The organism is Priestia sp. YIM B13489 (assembly GCF_042787645.1).
GTDB classification, from domain to species: Bacteria; Bacillota; Bacilli; order Bacillales; family Bacillaceae_H; genus Priestia; species Priestia megaterium.
Map to the genome: position 1 here is coordinate 1,165,446 of NZ_JBHZOQ010000053.1, position 24,551 is coordinate 1,189,996.

A 24,551-nucleotide genomic window follows, 5' to 3' on the forward strand; every position below is an offset into this window, starting at 1 on the left:
TCGACTCAGCAACAAGTTATGATAAAAAGAAAAAAAGCAGTGACGCTATTGGCCGCTGCTTTTTTCTTATAATTTTTGCTCTTCTTCATTTCGTTTTTGTACATTGCGAAGATCTTGAATACGGTTATGATTTTCTTCAAAGTATTGAACCAAATCTCCAATTCGATCAATGGAATTCCAGCTTAAATGATGTTCAATTCCTTCTACGTCATCATAAATATTTTTCTCATCTACGCCAATGATGCGCAGCAGCTGCTCTAAAAGCTCGTGGCGATAAACAAGACGTTTTCCAATCTTCTGCCCCTTAGCTGTTAAAACAAGGCCTCGATATTTTTCATAAATTAAGTACTCATCTTTGTCTAGCTTTTGAACCATCTTCGTTACAGATGAGGGGTGAACCGCCAATGCATCAGCAATATCAGACACTCGAGCGTATCCTTTATCTTCAATTAGCATATATATTTGTTCAATATAATCTTCCATACTCGGTGTAGGCATGAAATCTCCCCCAATTAATATTATGTATTGCTAATAATAAGTCATAAATGTCTGTTTCTTATAGTGATATCGTGTTCATATTTGATAATCTATGTGAAAAAAACGTGTAAATAAAGCGATGTCATAAGATAAAACTGGATAAAAGACATTCAATTAAAATCATACTACAATGCTTATTCAAATACAAGAACCGTTCGATCTCGCTTCTTATTTATGCCCCATTTTTATACATAATAAAAGCTGACTCGTTTGAGTCAGCTTTTACTAGTCAATCATATTCAAAATTAAAGGCCGCATTTCAGCTGTGCACCACAGTTTGTACATGTGTTGCATCCGCCCATTTCTTCTACCGTTCCTTGACGGCAAACCGGACACGTATTACCTACTTCAGAACCGATTGTTACATCAGTTGAACGAATTTCATTAATTGTATCAACTAACACAACGTGCGGTTTCGTTTCTTCTTTTGGCGCTTCAATTTCTTCATCAAACGTATTTTCTTCTGCTTTTAGCGTTAAGACTTGTGCATCACGGCTGCCGTCTACGTACACCGTACCGCCTTTTGCTCCGCCTTTATACAGACGCTCGTACACTTTTTGAACTTGCTCTACCGTGTAACCGCGAGGAGCGTTTACTGTTTTACTAATTGAACTGTCAATCCAGCGCTGAATCACACATTGCACATCCGCGTGAGCTTGTGGTGCAAGTTCCATAGCTGAAATGAACCATTCAGGAAGGTTGTTTGGATCTGCTTCTGGATGCTGATCTAAATACTCTTGAACGATATCAGCTTTTACTTCAATAAATTTACCTAAACGGCCGCTTCGGAAGTATGAGAATGAGAAATAAGGTTCAAGACCCGTTGATACTCCAACCATTGTTCCAGTACTGCCTGTTGGCGCTACTGTTAATAAATGAGAGTTTCGGATACCGTTCTCTTTAATGTTTTCACGAATATCTTCAGGCATTTTTTTCATGAAGCCTGTATTTGTGAATGCTTCACGTAAAGAAGCCGTTTCAGCATCTGTTTCGCCTACTAAGAACGGGAAGCTTCCTTTTTCTTTTCCAAGCTCTACAGACGCGCGGTAAGCCGTCGTTGCAATTGTTTCAAACACTTTATCTACTAACTCATTGCCTTTGTCAGAGCCGTACTCTGTTTCACAATAAATAAGAAGATCGTGAAGACCCATTACACCAAGGCCAACGCGGCGTTCGCCAAGCGCTTGCTTTTGGTTTTCTTCTAAGAAATAAGGAGTTGCATCAATAACGTTATCTTGCATTCTAACGCCTGTTTCAACCGTTTGACGTAACTTTTCAAAGTTAACAGTTTTCGTTTCTTTATCTGCCATTTGCGCTAGGTTAACAGCAGCTAAGTTGCAGACAGAGAATGGTGCAAGTGGTTGTTCACCACATGGATTTGTTGCAACAACGTGCTGACCATATGCTTGAGCATTTGTCATATCATTAGCATTGTCAAAGAAGAAAATGCCTGGTTCAGCTGAGTACGTTGCACAAATATTAATTAAGTTCCATAGCTCTTTTGCACGGATAGTACGATACGTACGAACTTTGTTTCCTTGTTTTGCCCATTCGCGCACGTCGCCTACTTCGTGCCAGTTTTCATTGTAGTTAGCCATTTCTTCTTTTGAATAGCTTTCTACGTCTGGGAAGCGAAGTTCGTATTCTCCGTCGTTTTCAACAGCATCCATAAAATCTTTTGTTAAGCATACAGAAATGTTTGCTCCTGTTAAAAACTCTGAGTTATGAACGCTGTACGTTCCGCCTGTTTGCAGCTTTTCTTCTGCATCTTTGATGATTTTTTCACTGAACCCACCAAGACCAGGAATTTGTTTATAGTTAATGATTCCTTGGTACATCGCTTCTTCAGACTCTGTTAGCGGCGTGAACTTCAATTTATCTTGCGCATGTTTTTTAATCATTTCGTCATTTGTGTTTTCAATTAAGAAACGTAAAATGCGAGGGTTTTGCATTTTAGAAATAATAAATTCTACAATGTCAGGATGCCAGTCGGCAAGCATGATCATTTGGGCCCCACGACGTGACCCACCTTGCTCAACAAGATGCGTCAGTTTAGCAATATCATCTAACCATGAAACCGAACCAGATGATTTACCGTTTACACCGCGAGCCAGCGTGTTGCGCGGACGAAGAGTTGAACCATTCGTTCCAACACCGCCTCCACGGCTCATGATTTCCATTACTTGTTTGCGGTGTTCTGAAATACCTTCACGTGAATCTTTTACATAAGGCATTACATAACAGTTGAAGTACGTTACGTCCGTATCAGCACCTGCACCGTAAAGAACGCGGCCAGCTGGTACAAAGTTTAGCTGAACAAGCTCTTGATAGAACTTTTCAAACCACTCTTTGCGCTTTTCTTCTGTTTTTTCCACAGAAGCTAAGCCTGTTGCATTACGTTTTGCAATTTGCTCGTAGAAGACTTCTAGAGGTTTTTCAATGACATCTAAAGAACGAGTGATTAATCCGTTTTCTGCTTCTTCAGGCGATAAAGCTCCTCTAAACTCATCTTCTACCTTGACAACAGCGGTTTTTTGCTCAAAATTAATGCTTTCCACATAGCCAAGTCCTCGTGCTGGAAATTTTGGATCTTCCTTTACAGTTAGAACAACAAAATCTCCTTCTGATAACGTTAATTTTTCCGTATCTTTAAACGCATAGCGGTCTAACATTACCAATCTTGAAACACCTTTATGAGTCAACTTCATATCCGGTGTAATCGGATGTACTTGCGGAAAGCGTTCAATATCTGAATTGAGCTTTTCAACATTCATATTCACTTTTTGATTTAACAAAACAGTCATTCTCACAACTCCTTACCTATCGAACATCTATAAATTTATTAACTCTATTTCCTTTTAAAGGAAATAGAGTTTTTCAATCAACTATCAATAACTTACCACACGGCTTGGACGAATTCAATATATAGTATTTGACACTTCTCCAAACATCTACATATAGAAGGGTGTCAAGTGAAATATTTTTTTTTTCGTAAAAAAAGTGTTTGACTTTTCTTCCCTATGTATTCTATTAGCCAAGCATTGTTTCTAAAAATTCCACTAAAAAGTGCAACTTATAAGAAGTTGCACTTTTATCTATTTCCCATGGGCATCCGTTTAGCGCTTAAAGTTCCATTCATCCGATCCGTACTTTGTGCGCGCTAGTTCTTCTACATATGCTTCCTCTTCTTCAGACAGTGTATACGGTTCTAAATCGATATCAAGAGCAGAAGCAAATCCTTTATAAAACGCTTCTTTTGCTTCTTCAATAGAGATTTTGCGGCCCGCAATTGCATTAATGGCTACCGCTTTAGAACGAAATGCGCGCTGCATTCTTTCTTTCACGCGATCATTTGGATAATTAAACACGCTGAATAATTTATCTTCATCAATCTCTAACAGAATAGAGCCGTGCTGTAGAATAACTCCTTTTTGTCTAGTTTGGGCACTTCCAGCAATCTTGCGGCCCTCTACAACTAGTTCATACCAAGAAGGAGCATCAAAGCACACGGACGAACGAGGGTTTTTTAAGCTATTTTTTTCTTCTTCTGAACGAGGAATAGCAAAATAAGCCTCGAGCCCTAACGAACGAAATCCTTCCAGTAAACCTTCAGAGATTACGCGATATGCCTCTGTAACTGTCTTGGGCATGTTAGGATACTCTTCAGATACAATTACGCTGTAAGTAAGCTCTTCATCGTGAAGCACGCCCCTGCCGCCCGTTGGACGTCTTACAAAGCCTAGCCCTAATTCTTTTACTTTATCAAAGTTAATTTCTTTTTCAGCTTTTTGAAAATAACCGATTGACAGCGTTGGAGGGTTCCATCCGTAAAAACGAATCGTAGGTGGAATTTCTCCTTTACTATGCCATTCTAATAACGCTTCATCTAACGCCATATTGTAATAAGGCGAACGGTTGTTGGAATCAATAAATCTCCACTTTGCTTTCATCTACCTCATCCTCAGCTATATGTAATATAAAAAATAAATCCGTTTTTTAGTCTACCAAAAGATTGAGCTAAGGAAAAGCAAAGAGCAACATAAAACTGTGAATTCAAATGTGGTAGTTTTTTCATTTCCGGGAAGAAATCCGCTAGATTCAAGGCAAAATCGCTTTACTTCTAATTTCATTCACTTATATAATAAGAGTATGGATTTTGTCGAAGAAAGGAAGAATCAGCATGTCAGCAATTACAGCAGTACTCATTTTACTTGGAGTAATCATCATATACTCTGTCGTTATGTTCTTTGTCCAACGTCGCATTATGAAAACGTTAACTGAAGAAGAATTCCGCAGCGGCTACCGCAAGGCACAGCTAGTTGATATTCGTGAACCGAATGAATTCGAAAACGGACATATTTTAGGCGCACGAAATATTCCTCTTTCACAGTTCCGTATGCGCATTAAAGAATTTCGTCCAGATCAACCTGTCTACATCTATTGTCAAAGCGGAATGCGCACAGGACGCGCAGCACAAATGCTTCGTCGCCACGGTGTTCAAGAAATCTATGATTTAAAAGGCGGCTTCAAAATGTGGAACGGTAAAGTGAAAAAGAAAAAATAATGGTATGTATATAGAAAAACCTCGCCTTTGGGCGAGGTTTTTTGTTAGACGTTTTGAACAGCCTGTTCTTTCTGATAGCGAAGAACTGGCTTTCTCGCTGCCAGCGTTTCATCAAGGCGCTTCACAACCGTTGTATGCGGAGCTTCCTGTACGACTTCAGGCGTTTCTTCTGCTTCTTTTGCAATTTGAATCATCGCATCGATAAACGCATCTAGCGTTTCTTTCGACTCCGTTTCCGTTGGTTCGATCATCATGCACTCTTCTACGATAAGCGGGAAGTAGATAGTCGGCGGATGATAGCCAAAATCAAGCAGTCGTTTCGCAATATCCAATGTGCGCACGCCAAGCTTTTTCTGACGTTTTCCAGATAAAACAAATTCGTGCTTACAGTGACGGTCAAACGGAAGCTCATAGTGTTCTGCTAAACGACGCATCATATAGTTGGCATTTAGCACAGCGTTTTCCGTCACCGCTTTTAAGCCGTCTGGACCCATTGAACGAATATACGTATAAGCGCGAACGTTGATACCGAAGTTGCCGTAAAACGGCTTTACACGCCCAATTGACTGAGGACGGTTATAGTCAAAGTGATAGCCTTCTTCTGTTTTCACAAGCACTGGTTTAGGCAAATACGGAATTAAATCTGCTTTTACCCCTACCGGACCAGAGCCAGGACCGCCTCCTCCATGAGGGCCTGTAAACGTTTTATGAAGGTTTAAATGAACAACGTCAAACCCCATATCTCCAGGACGGGCTTTACTTAATACTGCGTTTAAATTTGCACCATCATAATAAAGCTTTCCACCTGCTGCGTGAACAATTTCAGCCATTTCTAAAATATCTTCTTCAAATAATCCCAGCGTATTTGGGTTTGTTAACATTAAAGCGGCTGTATCTTCTCCTACTACGCGGCGTAAATCCTCTAAGTCCACTAAACCATGTTCGTTTGATTTTACCGTCACCGTTTCAAATCCCGCAACTGTTGCCGAAGCCGGGTTCGTTCCGTGAGCTGAGTCTGGAACAATGACTTTTGTTCGCTGCGTCTCACCATTTGCTTCATGATAGGCACGAATCATCATAAGCCCGGTCCACTCGCCGTGAGCACCTGCTGCTGGCTGAAGTGTTACTTCATCCATTCCTGTAATTTCTGTTAAATGCTCTTGTAAATCATATAAAAGTTCGAGAGCACCTTGAACCGTTTGCTCATCTTGAAGCGGATGAATATGCGCAAACCCAGCAATGCGTGCTGCTTGTTCATTCACTTTGGGATTATATTTCATCGTACATGAACCAAGCGGATAAAACCCTGAGTCTACCCCGTGATTTCGTTTTGAAAGCGCGGTGTAATGACGCATAATATCGAGTTCTGATACTTCAGGAAGCTCAGGAGCTTTGGTACGCACATACGCTTTCCCAAGCAGTTCTTCAGCATTTACTTGCGGCACATCTAACTCTGGCAATGAATAGCCGATTCGCCCTTCTTTACTGCTTTCAAAAATAAGTGATTGATTTTGATTAAGCATGAAGATCCCCCAATTCATTTACAAGTTGGTCAATTTCCTCTTTTGTACGGAGCTCTGTAAAAGCAAGCAGCATGTGATTTTCAAGCGCTTGGTTATCACGGCTAAGATCATAACCGCCAATTATTTTTGATGCTAATAAATGATTGTTTGCTTCTGTTACCGAAACCGGAAGCTTCACGACTAATTCGTTAAAAAACGGTCCTTCAAATGCTACATTTACCCCTTTTGCCTTTAATGCTTCATATGCATAATGCGTTTTTGATAAGTTTTGCAGCGCCATTTCTTTTACACCTTGCTTGCCTAAAGCTGTCATTGCAACTGATGCTGCTAAAGCATTTAACGCTTGATTTGAACAAATGTTAGACGTCGCTTTATCGCGGCGTATATGCTGTTCACGCGCTTGAAGGGTTAAAACAAACCCTCGCTTACCGTTTTCATCGACCGTTTGCCCTACTAATCGTCCTGGGATTTTTCGCATAAGCTTAGACGTAGTTGCAAAGTATCCGCAGTGCGGGCCTCCAAATTGACTTGGAATACCAAATGGCTGTGCATCTCCAATGACAATATCAGCTCCGAATTCTCCAGGAGGCGTAAGTAAACCTAATGATAAAGGATTGCTTGAAACCACAAACATGCATTTTTCTTGATGGGTAATTTCTTCAATTTCTTTTAACGGCTCGATTTGTCCGTAGAAATTTGGATACTGGACAATAACAGCTGCCACGTCACTCCCCATCTCTTTTTCTAATGCAATCATATCTGTTACGCCGTCTGCTGAAGGGATTTCTACCACTTCAATGTATTGACCCTTCGCATACGTTTTTAACACATCTTTTGACTCAGGGTGAACAGCCGCAGAGACAAGTACTTTTTTCTTTTTTGTTTGACCCGCACTGAGCATAGCGGCTTCTGCTAAAGCAGTTCCTCCGTCATACATAGAAGAATTAGCCACGTCCATCCCCGTTAACTCACAAATCATTGTTTGAAATTCAAAGATGGCCTGAAGTTCTCCTTGAGAAATTTCCGGTTGATACGGAGTATAGGCCGTATAAAATTCCGAACGAGAAATAACATGATCAACAATAACCGGCATGTAATGATCGTAAACTCCTGCTCCTAAAAAAGAAGCATAGTCTTTTAAATGAGCATTTTTAGCAGCCATACTATTTAATTCTTTTAACAGCTGAGGCTCTGAAGCCGCTTTTTTAATATTGTATTCTCCTTGAAAACGAACGCGCTGCGGAATATCTGAAAATAAATCATCAACAGATGAAACACCAATTGCTGCTAACATTTGCTGCTGATCTTGTTCTGTCATTGGTAAATAGCGATGTAACATGTTAAATTCCTCCCCAAAGCTTACTTTGAACGTTTATAAAAAGGTGTTGAAACCACTTTTGCTTTTAAGCGCTTTTTCCGAACCTGCACTTCCACTTCTTGACCAAGCTCTGTATACTCTGCTGACAATAGTGCTAGACCGATGTTTTTCTTTAATGTCGGTGACTGTGTACCTGTTGTCACAAATCCAATTTGTTCTTCATCTGCAAGTACTTCGTAACCGTGTCTTGGTATACCTTTATCAATCATTTCAATTCCTACCAGCTTACGAGGTGCCCCGCTTTCACGCTGTTCTTTTAACACTTCTTTTCCAATAAAGCTGTCTTTGTTCGTCTTTACTGCAAATCCAATTCGAGCTTCAATGGGCGTAATATCTTTTGAAAGCTCTTGGCCATATAAAGCCAAAGTAGCTTCAAAACGAAGCGTATCGCGAGCACCTAATCCGCAAGGCAGCACACCTTCATCACTGCCTGCTTCTAAAATAGCCATCCACAAGTGAGCTGCGTCAGCTGAAGAACAATAAATTTCAAAGCCATCTTCCCCGGTGTACCCAGTACGTGAAACGAGAGCTTTTACATTCGCTACTTCTACATCATCAGCAAATGTAAATGGCTTTAACAAAGCTAAATTTTCGTTCGTTAACGTTTGTAAAACTTTTTCTGCTACAGGACCTTGCAAAGCTAGCTGCGCAGTTTCATCAGACTGATTAACGAGCGTTACATCTCCTTGTTTGTGAGACACCAGCCACTCATAGTCTTTTTGAATATTAGCAGCGTTTACGACTAGCAAATACTCTTGATCTGCTTTTTTATAAATCAGCAAATCATCTACCGTGCCTCCGTCTTCATAACACATGGCCGTATACTGCGCTTTTCCATCTACGAGGGTAGAAACGTCATTTGTCATCGTGTGCTGAAGAAAAGCTAAGCTATCAGCTCCTGTTACAAGAATTTCTCCCATATGAGAGACATCAAAAAGGCCTGCCTTTGTACGTACAGCTTCATGCTCTTCTTTAATAGAAGAAAATTGAACGGGAAGAGCCCATCCTCCAAAATCAATTGTTTTGGCACCATATTTTTGATAGGTATCATAAAGCGGCGTTTTGTGTAATTCTGTTGTCATATTTATGTCCTCCTCTTTTTCACGTGAAACTTTTCATAACGGGGAGTTTTCAAATAGTGTGGGGATCACTATTTATCCAAACAAAAAAGGACAGAAAACCCCCTACTGTATTTAGTAGGAAGTCTCTGTCCTTTTCACCTGAAAGTTTACCTATAAATGAATAGGTTTGCCTCGTGGGTGGTCTATAAACGCATAGACGCTCTCCAGAGCTGCGTCAAACAAGAGTCTTTTTGCCTGAGAGATTCACAATTTTATTGCTTGCTCCTTCGGCGCTACATTCAAGTAGTCTCTCCCCGTGTCGTCATTCGCTTCTATAAAGTTGGTAAAGTTGGGCATACTACTGAAAGATGTATCTATCTTTATTCACACAATCATTTGTAAAGTGCTAATCTATTTTCTTTTTCAAATTTTCTAAATATATTTTTATCCTACCTGATTCTTATCATTTGTTCAATAAAAATTTTTCACAAAGGAGCATTTTTATCATGAAAGTGAAATTAAACATCGATGAAACATGGGAAGCAGCCTTCTCAACTAAATTGGAGCAAGACGGCCCTTGGTCTGCATGGGATTTGTATAAACTTGCCTATGAAATAGAAGACCAAACGCTTATCTCAGAATTTGAAGGACTACAAAGCCCAAAACATCTAGCCGATTTAACGCCGCTTCCTCATCAGCTCGAAGTAGCCAAACAAGTAGTTGAAACAATGAATGGGAAAGCCATTTTAGCAGATGAAGTAGGACTGGGCAAAACGATTGAAGCAGGGTTAATTTTGAAGGAATATATGATTCGCGGACTTGTTAAAAAAGTTCTCATTTTAGTTCCAGCTTCGCTTGTTTCACAGTGGGCTATGGAATTGAACCAAAAATTTTATATTCCCGCAGTCCCTCAAAGAAAATCATACGTGTGGGATCAGTGTGACATCGTTGTGTCTTCAATTGATACAGCAAAACGTTCTCCTCATCGAGAAATTGTGCTAGAACAAGACTACGACCTCATCATCATTGATGAAGCTCATAAACTTAAAAACAACAAAACAAAAAACTATGAATTTGTGCAAAGTCTAAAAAAGAAATTTTGTCTGTTGCTAACCGCAACACCGATTCAAAATCGAATTGAAGAAATTTTTAACTTAGTCTCTCTTTTAAAGCCTGGTCATCTCGGCAATAAAGACTATTTCGAAGAATTATTTTCCGCTAAAAAACGCTCTTTGCAAAACGATGAACACTTAAAAGAGCTTGTTAACAAAGTTATGATTCGAAATCGCCGCCACGATACGGGTATCGAATGGACAAAGCGAATTGTTCAAACCATTCCTGTTGAATTCTCGGCGAAAGAACGGGAGCTATACGATGCGATTACATCTTTTAAAGGAAACGGACTCCACCCTTCAAGCGCTTTTTCAATTTTAACCCTGCAGCGAGAGGCCTGCAGCAGCCGTGAAGCGGTGTATATGACATTAAAAAACATGCTGGAACGTCAGGAAGATCCAAACAGCGCATTAACGGAACATATGATTACTCCGTTAATGGAACTACTTCAGCAAGTTCCGCAAAATGCAAAAGCAGAAAAAGTGCTAGAACTCGTTCAGAAAATTGATGATAAAGTCATTATTTTTACTGAGTACAGAGCAACTCAACTGTATTTACAGTGGTATTTAAAACAGCATGGAATTACCTCTGTACCTTTTAGAGGCGGATTTAAGCGAGGTAAAAAAGACTGGATGAAGCAGCTTTTTGAAAGCCACGCGCAAGTATTTATTGCCACTGAAGCAGGCGGAGAAGGAATCAATCTTCAGTTTTGTCATCATATCATTAACTATGATCTGCCGTGGAATCCAATGCGTCTAGAACAGCGAATTGGAAGGGTCCATCGTTTAGGTCAAAAACATGATGTTCACATTTACAATTTAGCCATTCAACATACGGTCGAAGAACATATTTTAAAATTGTTATACGAAAAAATAAACCTTTTTGAACGAGTTGTTGGAGAGCTAGATGATATTTTAACAAAGCTTGATTTAAAAAATATCGAAGAGCATATTCAGGATATTTTATTTCATTCACGGAGTGAAGGAGAAATAAAAATCAAAATGGAGAACTTGACGTCTATTATTCAATACGAAGACAGCGAGGAGGATCAGCATGCAGCAAACTGATATTCATCAATTTTTAAAGCGTTATTTTCTAGCTAATAATTGTTCTATTGTCACAGAAACATCTTCTTACCTGACGGTTCAATTAACGATTGAACTCGATAAAGAATTGATGAATCGTCCATTTTATTGGCACTATATTGAAAAGACGGGAGGAGAAGCAACTCCTGCTTCGCTCACTTTCATTACAGACCCAGCATTTGAAGACGATTCCGTTCAAGGAGAACGAATTCATTTCGGTTCACCTAGGCTGCACCAAATTTTCGCTTCTACTCAAAAACTAGGCGGGTTTATTCACTTGTATGAACAAGTTGCATCAGCTCAGCCAACAAATCAGCCTTTACACCCTTGGCTTGCATTAAATATTAAAGTCTCATACAAATGCGATCGTAAAAAAGATGAGCTCTTGTCGCTTGGCATTAATTTAATCAATGGACAGATTATTGAATCATTTCATGAATTAATCATTAATCAAAATTTGTCATCTAAAATCTCAGACTATTGCTTTACTCTCTCACCTTTTATTAAACCTAAAAGTGCCATCGCACGACTCACATCATATGTGACTGACTATGTTAAAGCTCAGCCAACTGAATGGGCTGAAAAAGCGCAGGAGAGATGGTATGAAGACTTAGCGCTTCTTGATCATTTTTACGAAACAGCAGAAGAGCTACCAGAAATATATATGACCGAAAAAACAGCGCTTCAAGAACTGTACGAGCCGACTATCTTGTTTAAGTTTATAAACGGTGGCTTATTTTACATATCGCCTGAAACGATGTCTCGTCAATTTAACAAAACACAAGCCGGTTAAAAAAAAGATGAGCATATGATATGCTCATCTTTCTTTTTTCTTTCGATACCACAGCATAAACGACAGCGGAATCATTCCAAACCATCTGTTTGCAAAAGGTGCTCGCTCTTCTTTTTTTTGAATTTTTTTCGTTTTCCTCTCTTCTTTTGGCTGATCCATATATTGTACAAATTGCTGAGTCATATATTTTACATAATCATTCGTTTTCATATAATCAACTCCTCAGCACTATTATATCCGGAGAGAAAGAGACTTAATCCGTCCACTTCACAATGTGCTGATCCTTTTTTTGAATATATGCCGTTTCCGTCAATGCTCTTCCTTGCAATGTTTGACATTTTATTTTTAGGATAATCATCTGTTCATCTTCACTTACTACTTCGTATGAAACCGTACCAGTTTCTAATACTAAAGATGCAAATGGAGATTTATTATGTTCTTTTATTTCTTTTTTTACATGTACAACCGCGTTTTCTAAAAGATGCTGCAGGCGATTTTTCTGCTCTACTTCTTGATAAAATGAACTTTTCGTCACAAAATAAGTGGTTTGCTGAGCTACTAACAGAAGAAAAAGCGCACAAAATGCCAAAACAACGGGGAGAATAAATCCTTGCTCATTATGTTTCATGAGCAAGCATCAAAAACGTCGTAATGGTTTCTTCTCTAACTTTGTTCACACGGTCTGTTGAACGAATTAACAGCCTTTCTTTTTGCTGTTCATACATAATATTCTTAATGTGCTGCAGCACAACTTCATGACCGCTTTCATCCACTCGTCTTCTTATCTTGTCTTCATAGCGTTCATAAGTGATGATCTGATTATTTTCCATTTTCAACGTAAGCGTAGTCGCATGAATTCCTACTTCTTTTGCTTCTCGATATTCCATAGCAAGTTGATTCACAAAGATTTCCCATTCCATTTCATTCATACTAAAGTCCGGATTATATGTTTGCTTCGCTAGCGGAATGATAATGGGGAAAAATGAAACAATGATCAAAAAGAGAGTAAAACTGACTAACATCTCTACAAGCGTAAAACCTTTTTCCCTTTTCACTTCAACATCACATCACACTTCTTTTTCATTTTCTCAGCGGAATCTGTCCATTCTACACAAAGCTTTTGAGCACTTTCTCCGTCCCACTTCAGATAAAACGCAACGTTTTCTTTTACGATTTTTTCTCGCCGTTTATATCCTGCTTCATATTTATATTTCAATAGCTCTTCGTGCAAGATAGCATCGGCTTGATACGAAACATATTGCTTCTTTTCTGCTTCCTTCATCTGAACATACAAAGGAATAATTGTACCGGTTAGGAGTAAAAGCATACTAAATGAAACAAGCATTTCTAACAAAGTGTAGCCCTGCTGACCCTTACATCTTGTCCACATAAAAACGCCCTCTGCCTATTTGAAAAATAACTTTATATTTAAATTTTTGATTGCTGATAAAAATGGTCTTCGCTTGAGAAATATTGCCGTTTTTGTTGTATTGTATCGTGGAATTTCCGCTTCCAAACGTGATATGAATGGTGGAGTCATAGGCGCGCTTATAAAGAACGGTACGAGAATCAGAAACAATATATTCTGTTCCCTTCGGTGCGAAGTTAATTTTAATTGGAGATTCTCTGTTCATGGCTGTCTGCTGCACATAAAACGTGTCGCTTTGCAGCTGTCGCAAAAATAATGTGATTTTGTAATATTCCACAAGCGGACGAATGGCTACAATAATGGAAAACATCATCACTTGCACAATAAATAAAACCATCAGCATCTCAATGAGGGTAAATCCTTTTTGCTTAAGAAGAACCACTAGCTGTAACCTTTCCGGTACCGTCAATTTGAATGGCTTGACCATTTGGACACACGGTGCCTTCTTTTAAGTAGCCTCCTGCTTCAAGCTCTTCTAGACTTGGTTTTTCGCCATTTTCAAGTTCGTATACTTGTACCTCAGCCTCTACGGTTTTGACAAGAGCTGAGCAGCCTTTGTTGTTAATAACCGTATTATGCTTTAATACATTTGGAATCATAATGAGCAAAAGCACGGTAATAACGAGCATAACAATGAGCATTTCAATAAGGGTAAATCCTTTATCACCTTTTAGAATCATATTCTTTCCCCTTTCTACAAGCTCGACATCACTTCTAACATCGGAAGCATAACGGACATATACATAAGCAGAATGACAATTCCGATGAATAAGAATGTAAGCGGCTGTACATATTTTAAAATACGAAAAATAAACTGTTCCATTCTTTCCATCATAAATAGACTGTAATCATACAGTTCTTGAGAAAGCTCACCGTTCTGCTGGCCATGCACAATAACGTGTGCCAAGTCTTTTTCATAATGAGATTTACCTGAAACGATATGATCTAATCGCATTCCTGAGGAAAGTTGATCTGTAAAAGCAAAAGCTTCCACTTGAAAAAACGGATGATGCTCTTGCTTTTGAAAAAGAGCAAAGCATTCATAAATAGATAAACCACCATTTAGTAAATTGCTCATATGAACAGAAAAAAAGTACGAGTTAAATAGCCGTGTGAACGTTCGGATAACGGGAACTCTCATAAAGAGCTGCATTTGAACTACTGGAGGCAATTTTTTAATGTACATCACATAAAACAAATACAGGATGATTGGCATACTGATGACTGCAGGCAATACAAAAGGAAAGAACGACATCGCCTGCATAAATAAGAGGATAAACGAAGACTGCTTGTTTCCAAAGGATAAGTACAGAGCTTCAAACTGTGGAAGTAAAACCGTACTTAAAACAAATAAAATGGAAAGAATAAACAGCAGTAGCAATACGGGATATTGAACAAGCTTTTGAAATTTTTTACGATGCCTTACTTTTTCTTCAATCATTGAGCTGCTTTCTTTTAAAGCAAATTGAAGGTTTCCATGCTGTTCCGCAAAATATAAATAGCTTAAAATATCACGGTGAAACTGAAGTTTAACAAAAGCATCGTGCAAAGATTCTCCTCGTTTTAACTGCTCAAGACATTTTTCAATATCCGTTTTTTCTTTGTTAGATACTTGAAACGTCAAAAACGAAAGAGCTTGAGAAAGAGTATAGCCTTTTTCCAAGAGCTTAGAGACCTGCTTAAGAGTTTTCGCTTGCTGAGCAAGAGACCACCTTTTTTGTCTATTTGTCTTTATCCCCATCCGTCTAGCGAATGCGGATATAAATAGCCTAGCGCGATTCCTTTTAGAATAACATCTCGGAGCGTCTTATAATCATAATCCGCATTTTCTCCTTTCACTTCTCTCATCACTGCGCTAAGCTCCTTGCCATAAAGCAATTCGTATATGCTGGACTGACGATGCTTCCTCATTTTTTTACAAGCGGGGTGGCATTTTCCGGAACACAGCGGACAGCGAATTTCTACAAGGCGCTGTGCAGCTACTGCTACAAGAGTCTGTTCCATTTCTTGAAAGCTAACGCCAAACTCAAGCAGCCTGTACAAAGACCCTTTTGTATCTTTAGTATGCATTGTTGTCAAAACCAAGTGTCCGGTAAGCGCTGCTCTCACAGCAATTTTGGCAGTCTCACTATCTCTTATTTCTCCCACCATGATAATGTCTGGGTCATGGCGCAATATAGCTTTTAAACCAGTCGTGTACGTAATTCCCGCCCGTTCATTTACCTGTACTTGAAGCACAGTTTCACTCGGTTTTTCAATAGGATCTTCTAGTGTAATAACATTTCGATTAAAAAGGTGCTTTACTTCGTGTAAAAGAGTATATAGAGTAGTGGTTTTACCTGATCCTGTAGGACCGGTAAAAATAATTAATCCATGAGAGAATTTCAAGAGAGAAATAAGCTTTTTAGTATGTTCAGGAAAAAGAGATAAATGTTTGAGAGATGTAGATTGTTGATGAGGCAAAAGCCGAATAACAAGACTTTCATCATGAGAAGTAGGAAGAGTTGATAAACGCAAATTTACTTGATAGTGATCAATGGAAGTCGTCAATGCACCATTTTGAGGTTTTCTGCGCTCGCCAATATCCATTCCCCCTAAAAATTTAAAATGCGAAATGAGCCGTTCAGACATTTCCTTTGAAATAACCCTCTTTAAAATAAGCTCCTGGTCAATTCGCAGCTGAATCACAGCATCTTTCTTTCGGGGTACAATATGCACATCAGAACTTCGGCACTCATATGCATCTCGTATAACGTAAGTAGCAAACTGTTCAATTTCGGTCAAACGATCATCACTCCTTTATTTGTAATCAAGATGATTGGTAAAACATCTTGAAACAGTAATTTCGACCTTTTTCGAGATTTTCCTCCTTCTTTTTTCATTTTTTATAATTTTTTTAGTATACGCTTCTTTTCTTCCCTTCAGTCCTTGTACACGATGTACAACTTCTGTACACCTCTAAACGACTACATAAAAAAAGACAACGTGATGTAAAACTCTACGCTGTCGTTTTATTCATTATTTACTGAATTGAGCTTCTTCATCATGTACGCTTACACAACTAGAGAAGCAAGACTTGTTTTTTTCTTGACTAAATTTTTAAGAGCAGATTCGTTATAGCCTACTACAAGCTTTTTACCATCTGTTAAAATTGGTCGGCGAAGCAAACGAGGATGTTCAATTAATAGATTGACCACTTCTGATAGCGTCATGCTATCCACATCAACATTTAACTTTTTATATTCTTGACTTCTTTTAGCAAGAAGTTCATCCATCCCTTCTGTTGTCATAGAAAGAAGTTCAAGCATTTCTTTATGAGTAGGTGTTTCTCTAAATAAATGACGCTCTTTAAAATTTACATCTTCCTTCACTAGCCACTTTTTCGTTTTACGACAAGATGTACAGCTCGGGTACGTATAAAATTTAATTTCTTCCATATGAAACCCTCCCGTTTTTTTAGTTATAGATTGTTTATATACATTGTACACGTTTTGTATAACCTTTGTATAGTATTTTGCACATGTTTTGTATAACTTTTTTTCTTCTGTCGTATTTCAAGGAAAAGATAGCGTTTTCAGGAAAGAAAGGATGTATTATAATGGAAAAGTATCGATATAGTTTCATAAGTGCTTTCTAGTGCTTACACAGCGATGACATTCATCATGACACTAACTAAGTTTGATAAAGGAGGAAATGGACGTGGAACGAATGTACCGTGTAATGGGGTTCTGGACAGCAATTTTCACTGTAATGTTTTACCTCGGTCACATGCATAAGACTTCTTTACTCTTTTTAGCTCAAACAGGCTTTTTTGTAATTCTTAGTTATTTAAAGCTGTCTGAAAGAATGTACATTTACGTTTTCGGAGCATATTTGACCGTCTTTTTTGTGGGGTTCACGTACTGGTCAACTTTTATGATGACACCAGGACAGTAAAGAGAAAAGCGATGGGCTTCCATCGCTTTTTGTATTCTTAAAAACCATTTAGGAAAGGATTTTGATCCATTTCGTGCCCCACAGTTGTTTCAGGTCCGTGACCGCTTAGTACAAGCGTATCTTCTGGAAGGGACAGCAATTTCGATTCGATGCTTTCTAACAGCTGAGCTTGATTGCCTCCAGGTAAATCTGTGCGTCCAATGCCGCCTGCAAAAAGCGCGTCACCAGATACTACAAAGTTACCCGGTTTAAAATAATATGAAACGCTGCCAGGAGAATGGCCAGGCGTTTCGTACACCTCAAATTGGAATGAGCCAATTGTTAAATTGCCTTCGATTGAAATAATATCAGTTGCATCTGGAGCCGTAATTTCTCCTAAATCAAAAAATTTCGAACCGTTTAAATCACTATTATGAAGCCATTCTTTTTCATTTTTATGTACATAAAGCGGGATAGAGTAGTGATTCATCACTTCATCTACTCCTCCAATGTGATCAAAATGAGCGTGTGTCAGCAAAATAGCCAACGGTTTATACGTTTGTTTTTCTAGAAATTCAACGAGCTGTTTCCCCTGAGCTCCCGGGTCAAAAACTAAACACTCTTTTTTTTCGTTAGCAACGACATAACAATTCGTTTGAATAGGTCCTAGCGGTATACGATGATAGTTCATAATGTATCCTCCTTGTAAAATTTATTTCCGTTATATGCATTATCATACACACATCATCTTATAAATGAAAGTAAGGACCTTTCTAAGCTAATAAGGCGAAAGAAAGATTGGTTTTCATCTCGACAAACGGTTAGAAAAGTTTTACAATTAAAGGGATAAGCTAATGATAGCGCTTTAATTTTAAGTTGCCTAAAGGAGGTTTCTTCGAGTGGGTCTTATGATTATTTTTGCACTAACAACATTGCTAGGCGTATTTGCAGCTATTTCATCTTTTAGAAATAAAAACATATTAGGCATTGGTTTTTCGGTACTAACATTCGGTGTGTTCGGATGGTTTACCGTGATGACCATTATACATCACGGTTATCCGGCGGTACATCATTAAAAAAGCCACGCAAAGCATATGCTTTGCGTGGCTTTTCAAATAGATAGATATTCCATTGCCGCAACTAAAATAGCTTTAGTCGGATTATATACGCGCGACATTTGAGATAGAGGCAGCGGATTAATTCCTTTCCCCAGTTCTAAAGTGAACCCTAGCTTTTTCTTTTCTAAAATAAACCAATCCTTAAATCCAGCGTGACTATCAATCGTTTTGACTGCTTTATAACCGCTTACCCTTTCAAAATAACTGGCTATTTCCTCCGCTTCCTTCGGCTCTTCATTCATATACCCCCAGTAAAATTCTTCTCCTTGGGTATGTAAAGCGATCACACAATCAAAATCATGACGCTCAACGAGTTTTACCATTGCCTGCGCTTCAGGTTCAGACAGAGATTCATAGCCTGGAAAGTCCCGATAATGCGGAGCTTTAGGTTCTTTGCGCTTTTTTTCAATTTCCCAATAAGCCGGAAACTGATTGTTTAAGTCTACCCCTCGGATATTTGCTTTCCAGCTTTGAAAATCAGGAAAATCTCTTCCTATTTTAGAAAGAAAAGACGCATAAGGTTCACTTACAGCAGGACCTTTTAAGACCAAATCTACTCCGTCTGGATTAACAATCGGAACCGCAGAAAGCGTAATTTGATTAAAAAGAGCTCTTGCTTCCTGCCCGTTCAACGCCTTGTCGTAATGAAGAGCAGCTAAATAATCTTCAACAAACTGTAGAAGAACATTTGTCGTAATCCATTCATTGGCATGAAAAGACGCATTAATATGAACCTTTCTTTCTCCGTTTCCAATTAAAATATGAGGAATCGGCTTTCCAAGCACGCTGCACCCTATCCATTCAAGAGAACCATAGGGGTAGTACGTCAAAAGTGTTTGGATATCTTGTATTGTTCGCATGTAATCGTAGGGCTTTTGGATATCTACAATTTGCATAATCTTCACTCCTTTACACTATGTATATGTAAAGATTGAAAAGATGCATGATAAAAAAGCGCTTTGACTAAATGTCAAAGCGCTTTTTTATCTCAGTTAGATTCTTGCTTATTATTCAAAATAAGATTTAACTAACCAAGCTCCTCCAATAATTCCCGCATCGTTTCCTAAAGTAGCGATTGCTAGTTCAGCACCTTGCGCTACGCGAGGAAATGCAAAACGTTTGAAATAATCTCTTACCGGTGCAAGTAATACCTCGCCTGCACGAGACACACCGCCGCCTAGAACGATCTTCTCAGGGTTTAATGCATTAGCAGAGTTTGCTAGTGCCAGACCTAAATGAAAAGCAACTTTATCTACAACATGCATAGCTAACTCGTCTTTTGAACGAGCTGCATCAAATACATCTTTAGATGTAACTTGTCCATTTTGTTCTAACACCGTGCGAAGCTCACTTGGTTTGTCCGTTTCCGTTAATTCTTCCATTGTTAAACGTACAATTCCAGTTGCTGAAGCAATGGTTTCTAAACAGCCGGTTTTGCCGCAGTTACACGGTGCCCCGCCTTCAGGAATAGAAGTAATGTGCCCGATCTCACCAGCGGCTCCATTTACGCCTTGTACAATTTCACCGTTTGCAATGACGCCACCGCCAACGCCTGTGCCAAGCGTAACGCAAAGTAAATCTTTTGCTCCATCTCCAGCACCCTTCCACATTTCTCCAATCGCTGCAATGTTTGCATCATTGTCTACTACAACAGGAAGAGAAGTTTCTACTTCCAAGATATCTTTGATAGGGAATTTTTCCCATCCTAAATTGACAGCTACTTCAATCGAACCGTTTGCAAAGTTAACAGGCCCCGGTGCACCAATACCAATTCCTACTAACCTTGATTTTACTTCTCCAAGATCGTTTAACTTTTTATCAATTGCTTTTGCAATATCCGTTGGAATTTTACGGCCTTGCTCGCTCACATCCGTATTAATTTCCCACTTGTGAATGATTTCTCCATAATGATTAATAAAGGCCATTTTTATTGTTGTACCGCCTAAATCAACTCCAACTAACCATTTGTCATCCATGTTCATTCATCCTTTTTCTCTTTTTGTTGTTTTAACTCTCGACGAAGCAAAAGAATTGCCATTTGGTAATCACGTACATCAATCAAGTTAGACTGATATAGCTCTTTTACTTCCGCTTCCATCAGCTCTAAATCAGCAATACGATCGCCCACGTATATAAAAATGCCGAAGGACTTTAATAATTGTTGTACATCATATAACGTATTCATTCTGTCACCTTTATCCTATTTTCTAGGTGATATGATTCATTTATTTTGAGATAACTCAACAGTCATTCAGTCATAAACAGCGGCCGTATTTAACGCCCACTGCTAGGTCTACATATTAATATTCTAGTAAACGTTCTCACAATAGTAAAGTATAAAATATTAAATTCGTCATTCAACAATTTTAATTTCCTATCTCTTGCTTCAGCTTTTCGTATTTTTCATTTTGCGGTTCAAGCGCAATTGCTTTATCGATATTTTGTGTGGCCGCTGGAATATCATTCAGTTTCATATTCACCAGAGCTAAATTGTAATACGCCTCATGAAAAGTTGAATCATACTTTACAGCCTGATTCAATTGCTGTTTAGCTTCTTTATAATTTTCAAGATAAAATTCTGCGTTAGCACTGACGAAATACACGTTACTATTTCCTGTTCCTTTTTCAACAAAAAGCTTAATGGCATCTTTTGCTTCTTCATACTGCTTCTGCTGAAGATACGTAGCCGCTACGCTAAGTGCATAGGGCTCATCTTGATAAACAGAACGCTCATGATATCCATAAAAAAGCAGACTTCCTACTAATAAAAGCGTGCAAATGAAAGCTGGAATCTGAATATACAGCTTTTTTTGTTTCGGTAAACTGACGATGCTCGCAGCTAAAAATCCGCCAACCAAACCGCCAATATGCCCTGCATTATCGACGTTCGGCGCAACAAATCCAAAAATCAAGTTAATCACAATGATGACAATGAAACTCGATCCCATTGTTCGAAAAAAGAAGCGTGGATTTGTTCTTGCTAAAAACAGTAAAGCTCCAAAGCAACCGAAAATGGCCCCTGAGGCTCCTGCGGAAATGGACGTATTCCATATAAAACTTCCTAGAGATCCTGCAAACCCGGCAAATATATAAATAAAGACAAAACGCCCGCTGCCATATATCCTCTCTACAAGCGTTCCTAAATAATACAGGGCTACACTATTCATAAGCAAATGCAGAAGTCCTATATGCAAAATTATAGGTGTAAAAAAGCGCCACCATTCGCCTTCCATAATTAAGGGGTTGTATTTAGCTCCGTATTGAATCAGAGTGAGTGTATTTTGTGTACTGCTCTTCCACTCCAGAAATAGAAACATTAAGATTTGCAGCGCTAAAAATATATATGTAAAAATAGGCTTCCCGTATCCAGCTATTTGCTGTTCTTCGCTTTGCTTTTTCTGTACAAAAAGCACAATTTTATGTTTCCACTGCTCTATTTGCTGTGCTTCTTCTTCGGAGAAGAAATTGTCTGCGCTTTCTAATGTAAGACCCAGCCGTTCGAATAGAGGTTCATAAGCGCTTGCTTTCTCTGCCGTTAATTGTTCAACATAACTATTCACTTTAGAGGGACTTGGCGCACTTTCTAAGGACTGCTCTGTATAAAAAGGATCAAAATCAGCAAAGTAAATCGTGTTAAGAGTAAGCGTTGATTTACCTCTTTGCTTTCGCACATTCTCAGCTCTTTGTAATGCATACAATACATCTTTTTGCTGCTCAACGGCTGATTTAAAATTCCGGCGGACTATGCGGACAATTGACTTATCTTTGCGATGCGAAGATTGAAACCATAGCTCTGAAGCATCAGCTTTCATCGAAATCAACTCATATGAAGAATGGCCAAGCAATTGCTGTGCCAGCTGCCAATAATAAAAATCTTGCCTAGACAAATAGTCACCTCCTCATACTCTCTATATGTAAAGATGGCAGAAAGCCAGGAAAAAAGCAACGATTTTCCCTTTTTCTTTTTCTACAAAAAAACACCTTACAGGTCTGTAAGGTGTTTTTTTATGTATCTTTCGCTCTTAGCGGAAGACCTGCTTCATTAAACGATCCCGAACAAACGGCAAATTAAAAAATGAACGAACAGCTAGACTACGGATAAATGAATTTCCAAACAGCGAATTTAAAACACGGTATCTCATTTGATAGCCCAGCGTTCCAACAACTAAAAGCGTAAGTACTAATACAATATGTCTCATTTTCAAGCCTCCTTACGTTTACTTTGCTCCTATGACGAACATTTTATGCTCTTATATAGGTAAAAGCAGGATAAGGATTCCGCCTGTAAAAGCAGCAAGCAAAATAGCGGCAAGATTTACAACATCATTGTTAAAGAAAGTTATTCCTTTCTCTTTTATCGTTGGCTTACGGCAATGATCTTTCCGTTCCGTTTCAATACCGCAGCTTTGACAGCGAAAGCGAACTTGCACACTTGCTCCAAGAAGAGTGTCTATAGCGTTTCCAATAAAACCAAAGCACCCGACTAGCAATATACTACTCAGCGATACGGATGGAAAAGCAAAATAACAAGCGGCAGCAATAAGAAAAGCTCCGGCTGCTCCGGCTGCTGTACCTAAAAGTGAAACGGCTCCTGAGGTACCCGCTTCTACTCTCTTTAATGTCCAAAGGTAAAACGGCGGCTTCTTACTAAGAGACCCTATTTCAGATGCCCACGTATCCGCATTAGCAGCTGAGATACTGATCATAAACATCCACATGTAAACAGGAAAAGCTGTTGCAGCATATAACAAACCGCAAGCAGCAGCTACACCTCCATTAGCAAGGACTTGAATATAATCTCGCCTGTCGTGCTTCTCTAGCTTTTCTTCTAATGCACGTTTTTTTTCTTTTTTGTACTTACTACACAACGTAGAAGTGCTAAAAAATAAGAGTAAGAGTAAAAAACCTTGAAGCGAAAAACCGATATAAACGCTCGCTCCTACGATAAAAGACATGCAGGCTCCCGATACTGTCAGTGCTTTTGCTATGTAGCCTGCTCCTGCCATGAGTAATATTACAATTATCATGACAGCATCAAACGGATTCACAGCAAATAAGCTCCTTCTCTGTCAAAATATATTCCACGGGAATATCATGAGATTCATATGGGACCTCTGAAACGACTTGACAATCAAACGCAAGGCTTAGCTTCTGTCCGCTATAATCTGTTAGATAACGATCATAATAGCCGCCTCCATAGCCGATACGATATCCATTTTTGCTATATACCACGCCAGGCACAAGGAGTAAATCAATTGAAGATTTTGAAACGGGAACAGTTTCTTCAACAATTGGCTCCGCTAACCCGTAGTACACTGTTTCAAGCTGTGAAAAATTCGTAATCTCGTAGAAAACCATTTGAGATGTTGTGGGGTTGCATTTTGGAACAGCTACTTTCTTTCCATCTTTCCAAGCACGTTCAATGATGGCTTTCGTATTAACTTCTTTATTTCTTGAAACCGTAGCTGCAATGACTCTAGCTTCTTTCCATAAACAAGTTTCATACAGTGCATTTGCTATGCTTGTTGAATGTGCCTCGTGCTGCTCTTCAGAAATTAAATTAAGAACCCGCTTCATCTCTTTGCGCAGATGAGATTTCATTTTAATTCCCCCTATAAAAAAAACAGCAGGATTGTACTCCTACTGCTTACTTTGTTTCACGATGAAGTGTAACTTTTTTAAGTCTTGGGCTGTATTTTTTTAACTCAAGACGATCTGGGTTATTACGCTTGTTTTTAGTTGTAATGTAATTACGGTCACCAGTTTCAGTGCAAGCTAATGTAACGTTTACGCGCATCTATTTTCCCTCCAAACATTATAAACATAAATCAGACTTTAATATAATATCATTTTTCGAAAGGAAATGCCAGTCTGTTTTTTTGAAGAAAGTCATTTAATTTCATTTCTTCACTTTTTCTTTCCTCTTAGATCCCTGAGCTCCTTCTCTGCTACGCCTTACATATAGATGAAGTTTCTTGAAATAAGCGGAACTCTTTTTATGAGAGGCGTACTTCCTTTCTTTTAAATAAAAGCCA

General features: G+C 38.8%; 29 protein-coding genes and 1 riboswitch. Of the genes, 5 read left to right on the forward strand and 24 right to left on the reverse strand.

All coding sequences use genetic code 11. The features are described 5' to 3' along the window. Positions 1-66 precede the first annotated feature (66 nt). The 3 genes from mntR to ACFX4W_RS11830 form a co-directional block, all read right to left on the reverse strand. Positions 67-498 (reverse strand): transcriptional regulator MntR, encoded by a 432-nt coding sequence (gene mntR / locus ACFX4W_RS11820; RefSeq protein WP_013085004.1) that lies wholly within the window; start codon positions 496-498, stop codon positions 67-69. Positions 499-782: 284 nt separating this feature from the next. Further along, positions 783-3,341, reverse strand: a complete 2,559-nt coding sequence (locus ACFX4W_RS11825) for a vitamin B12-dependent ribonucleotide reductase (RefSeq protein WP_057243225.1) — start codon at positions 3,339-3,341, stop codon at positions 783-785. Positions 3,342-3,653: 312 nt separating this feature from the next. Continuing rightward, on the reverse strand, positions 3,654-4,487 hold the full coding sequence (locus ACFX4W_RS11830) for a lipoate--protein ligase family protein (RefSeq protein WP_013085005.1): 834 nt from the start codon (positions 4,485-4,487) through the stop codon (positions 3,654-3,656). A gap of 230 nt (positions 4,488-4,717) precedes the next feature. Between ACFX4W_RS11830 and ACFX4W_RS11835 the strand changes: the two genes are divergently transcribed. Then, positions 4,718-5,101 (forward strand): rhodanese-like domain-containing protein, encoded by a 384-nt coding sequence (locus ACFX4W_RS11835; RefSeq protein ID WP_013085006.1) that lies wholly within the window; start codon positions 4,718-4,720, stop codon positions 5,099-5,101. Positions 5,102-5,145: 44 nt separating this feature from the next. Here ACFX4W_RS11835 and gcvPB read toward each other — a convergent pair whose 3' ends face one another. The 3 genes from gcvPB to gcvT are packed head-to-tail and all read right to left on the reverse strand — an operon-like array spanning position 5,146 to position 9,084. After that, positions 5,146-6,624, reverse strand: coding sequence for an aminomethyl-transferring glycine dehydrogenase subunit GcvPB (gene gcvPB, locus ACFX4W_RS11840; protein WP_162214965.1), 1,479 nt, complete (start codon positions 6,622-6,624; stop codon positions 5,146-5,148). Continuing rightward, positions 6,617-7,963, reverse strand: a complete 1,347-nt coding sequence (gene gcvPA / locus ACFX4W_RS11845) for an aminomethyl-transferring glycine dehydrogenase subunit GcvPA (RefSeq protein ID WP_043976247.1) — start codon at positions 7,961-7,963, stop codon at positions 6,617-6,619. The genes gcvPB and gcvPA overlap by 8 nt, the downstream gene beginning before the upstream one ends. A 20-nt stretch (positions 7,964-7,983) precedes the next feature. After that, positions 7,984-9,084, reverse strand: a complete 1,101-nt coding sequence (gene gcvT / locus ACFX4W_RS11850) for a glycine cleavage system aminomethyltransferase GcvT (protein WP_280560253.1) — start codon at positions 9,082-9,084, stop codon at positions 7,984-7,986. A 212-nt stretch (positions 9,085-9,296) separates the two neighbouring features. Beyond that, positions 9,297-9,389, reverse strand: a riboswitch (glycine riboswitch). 180 nt (positions 9,390-9,569) lie between these two features. Here gcvT and ACFX4W_RS11855 point away from each other — a divergent pair. After that, positions 9,570-11,243, forward strand: coding sequence for a DEAD/DEAH box helicase (locus tag ACFX4W_RS11855; protein WP_043976244.1), 1,674 nt, complete (start codon positions 9,570-9,572; stop codon positions 11,241-11,243). Beyond that, entirely contained in the window at positions 11,230-12,054 is an 825-nt protein-coding gene (locus ACFX4W_RS11860) for a YqhG family protein (RefSeq protein WP_013059169.1), read from the forward strand. The genes ACFX4W_RS11855 and ACFX4W_RS11860 overlap by 14 nt, the downstream gene beginning before the upstream one ends. Positions 12,055-12,078: 24 nt before the next feature. Here ACFX4W_RS11860 and ACFX4W_RS11865 read toward each other — a convergent pair whose 3' ends face one another. The 9 genes from ACFX4W_RS11865 to ACFX4W_RS11905 all read right to left on the reverse strand — a co-directional run bounded on the left by ACFX4W_RS11865 (position 12,079) and on the right by ACFX4W_RS11905 (position 16,920). Next, positions 12,079-12,264, reverse strand: coding sequence for a YqzE family protein (locus ACFX4W_RS11865; protein WP_013059170.1), 186 nt, complete (start codon positions 12,262-12,264; stop codon positions 12,079-12,081). Positions 12,265-12,307: 43 nt separating this feature from the next. Next, positions 12,308-12,682 (reverse strand): competence type IV pilus minor pilin ComGG, encoded by a 375-nt coding sequence (gene comGG / locus ACFX4W_RS11870; RefSeq protein WP_043976241.1) that lies wholly within the window; start codon positions 12,680-12,682, stop codon positions 12,308-12,310. Beyond that, positions 12,672-13,109: a competence type IV pilus minor pilin ComGF gene (comGF, locus tag ACFX4W_RS11875; RefSeq protein ID WP_043976239.1), complete on the reverse strand. Its 438-nt coding sequence runs from the start codon at positions 13,107-13,109 to the stop codon at positions 12,672-12,674. Before comGF ends, comGG begins: the two co-directional genes overlap by 11 nt. Continuing rightward, positions 13,106-13,444: a type II secretion system protein gene (locus ACFX4W_RS11880; RefSeq protein ID WP_028410645.1), complete on the reverse strand. Its 339-nt coding sequence runs from the start codon at positions 13,442-13,444 to the stop codon at positions 13,106-13,108. Before ACFX4W_RS11880 ends, comGF begins: the two co-directional genes overlap by 4 nt. Beyond that, positions 13,428-13,865: a competence type IV pilus minor pilin ComGD gene (comGD, locus tag ACFX4W_RS11885; protein WP_043976237.1), complete on the reverse strand. Its 438-nt coding sequence runs from the start codon at positions 13,863-13,865 to the stop codon at positions 13,428-13,430. Before comGD ends, ACFX4W_RS11880 begins: the two co-directional genes overlap by 17 nt. Next, the gene (gene comGC / locus ACFX4W_RS11890) at positions 13,852-14,163 is read right to left on the reverse strand and encodes a competence type IV pilus major pilin ComGC (RefSeq protein ID WP_013059175.1); all 312 of its coding nucleotides are present in this window, start codon (positions 14,161-14,163) and stop codon (positions 13,852-13,854) included. The genes comGD and comGC overlap by 14 nt, the downstream gene beginning before the upstream one ends. 14 nt (positions 14,164-14,177) lie before the next feature. Beyond that, positions 14,178-15,224 (reverse strand): competence type IV pilus assembly protein ComGB, encoded by a 1,047-nt coding sequence (comGB, locus tag ACFX4W_RS11895; RefSeq protein ID WP_043976235.1) that lies wholly within the window; start codon positions 15,222-15,224, stop codon positions 14,178-14,180. Then, a complete protein-coding gene (gene comGA, locus ACFX4W_RS11900; RefSeq protein ID WP_013085018.1) occupies positions 15,215-16,267 on the reverse strand; it encodes a competence type IV pilus ATPase ComGA in 1,053 nt (350 codons plus the stop codon). Before comGA ends, comGB begins: the two co-directional genes overlap by 10 nt. Positions 16,268-16,536: 269 nt before the next feature. Further along, a complete protein-coding gene (locus ACFX4W_RS11905) occupies positions 16,537-16,920 on the reverse strand; it encodes a Spx/MgsR family RNA polymerase-binding regulatory protein (RefSeq protein ID WP_013059178.1) in 384 nt (127 codons plus the stop codon). 262 nt (positions 16,921-17,182) lie between these two features. Between ACFX4W_RS11905 and ACFX4W_RS11910 the strand changes: the two genes are divergently transcribed. After that, positions 17,183-17,419: a DUF2626 domain-containing protein gene (locus ACFX4W_RS11910; protein ID WP_013059179.1), complete on the forward strand. Its 237-nt coding sequence runs from the start codon at positions 17,183-17,185 to the stop codon at positions 17,417-17,419. Between the two features lie 37 nt (positions 17,420-17,456). On the opposite strand, the gene ACFX4W_RS11915 is transcribed toward ACFX4W_RS11910, so the two are convergent. Then, on the reverse strand, positions 17,457-18,089 hold the full coding sequence (locus ACFX4W_RS11915) for an MBL fold metallo-hydrolase (RefSeq protein WP_034648929.1): 633 nt from the start codon (positions 18,087-18,089) through the stop codon (positions 17,457-17,459). 208 nt (positions 18,090-18,297) lie between these two features. Between ACFX4W_RS11915 and ACFX4W_RS11920 the strand changes: the two genes are divergently transcribed. Next, on the forward strand, positions 18,298-18,474 hold the full coding sequence (locus tag ACFX4W_RS11920) for a DUF2759 domain-containing protein (protein ID WP_013059181.1): 177 nt from the start codon (positions 18,298-18,300) through the stop codon (positions 18,472-18,474). Positions 18,475-18,509: 35 nt separating this feature from the next. Here the strand turns inward: ACFX4W_RS11920 and ACFX4W_RS11925 are convergent, their stop codons facing one another. From ACFX4W_RS11925 to rpmG, 8 genes are all read right to left on the reverse strand, one after another. Continuing rightward, positions 18,510-19,412: a M14 family metallopeptidase gene (locus ACFX4W_RS11925; RefSeq protein WP_043976229.1), complete on the reverse strand. Its 903-nt coding sequence runs from the start codon at positions 19,410-19,412 to the stop codon at positions 18,510-18,512. Between the two features lie 111 nt (positions 19,413-19,523). Continuing rightward, positions 19,524-20,492: an ROK family glucokinase gene (locus tag ACFX4W_RS11930; RefSeq protein WP_013059183.1), complete on the reverse strand. Its 969-nt coding sequence runs from the start codon at positions 20,490-20,492 to the stop codon at positions 19,524-19,526. A gap of 2 nt (positions 20,493-20,494) precedes the next feature. Beyond that, positions 20,495-20,701 carry a YqgQ family protein gene (locus tag ACFX4W_RS11935; protein WP_013059184.1) on the reverse strand — a complete coding sequence of 69 codons (207 nt, stop codon included), beginning with the start codon at positions 20,699-20,701 and terminating at the stop codon, positions 20,495-20,497. A gap of 181 nt (positions 20,702-20,882) precedes the next feature. Then, on the reverse strand, positions 20,883-22,403 hold the full coding sequence (locus ACFX4W_RS11940) for a rhomboid family intramembrane serine protease (RefSeq protein WP_377559418.1): 1,521 nt from the start codon (positions 22,401-22,403) through the stop codon (positions 20,883-20,885). A gap of 135 nt (positions 22,404-22,538) precedes the next feature. Further along, positions 22,539-22,715 (reverse strand): hypothetical protein, encoded by a 177-nt coding sequence (locus tag ACFX4W_RS11945; RefSeq protein ID WP_013059186.1) that lies wholly within the window; start codon positions 22,713-22,715, stop codon positions 22,539-22,541. Positions 22,716-22,766: 51 nt separating this feature from the next. After that, positions 22,767-23,564 (reverse strand): DUF92 domain-containing protein, encoded by a 798-nt coding sequence (locus tag ACFX4W_RS11950; protein WP_025750519.1) that lies wholly within the window; start codon positions 23,562-23,564, stop codon positions 22,767-22,769. Next, the gene (locus ACFX4W_RS11955; protein WP_025750520.1) at positions 23,551-24,117 is read right to left on the reverse strand and encodes a 5-formyltetrahydrofolate cyclo-ligase; all 567 of its coding nucleotides are present in this window, start codon (positions 24,115-24,117) and stop codon (positions 23,551-23,553) included. The genes ACFX4W_RS11950 and ACFX4W_RS11955 overlap by 14 nt, the downstream gene beginning before the upstream one ends. A gap of 46 nt (positions 24,118-24,163) precedes the next feature. Then, entirely contained in the window at positions 24,164-24,313 is a 150-nt protein-coding gene (gene rpmG / locus ACFX4W_RS11960) for a 50S ribosomal protein L33 (protein ID WP_013059189.1), read from the reverse strand. Positions 24,314-24,551 lie beyond the last annotated feature (238 nt).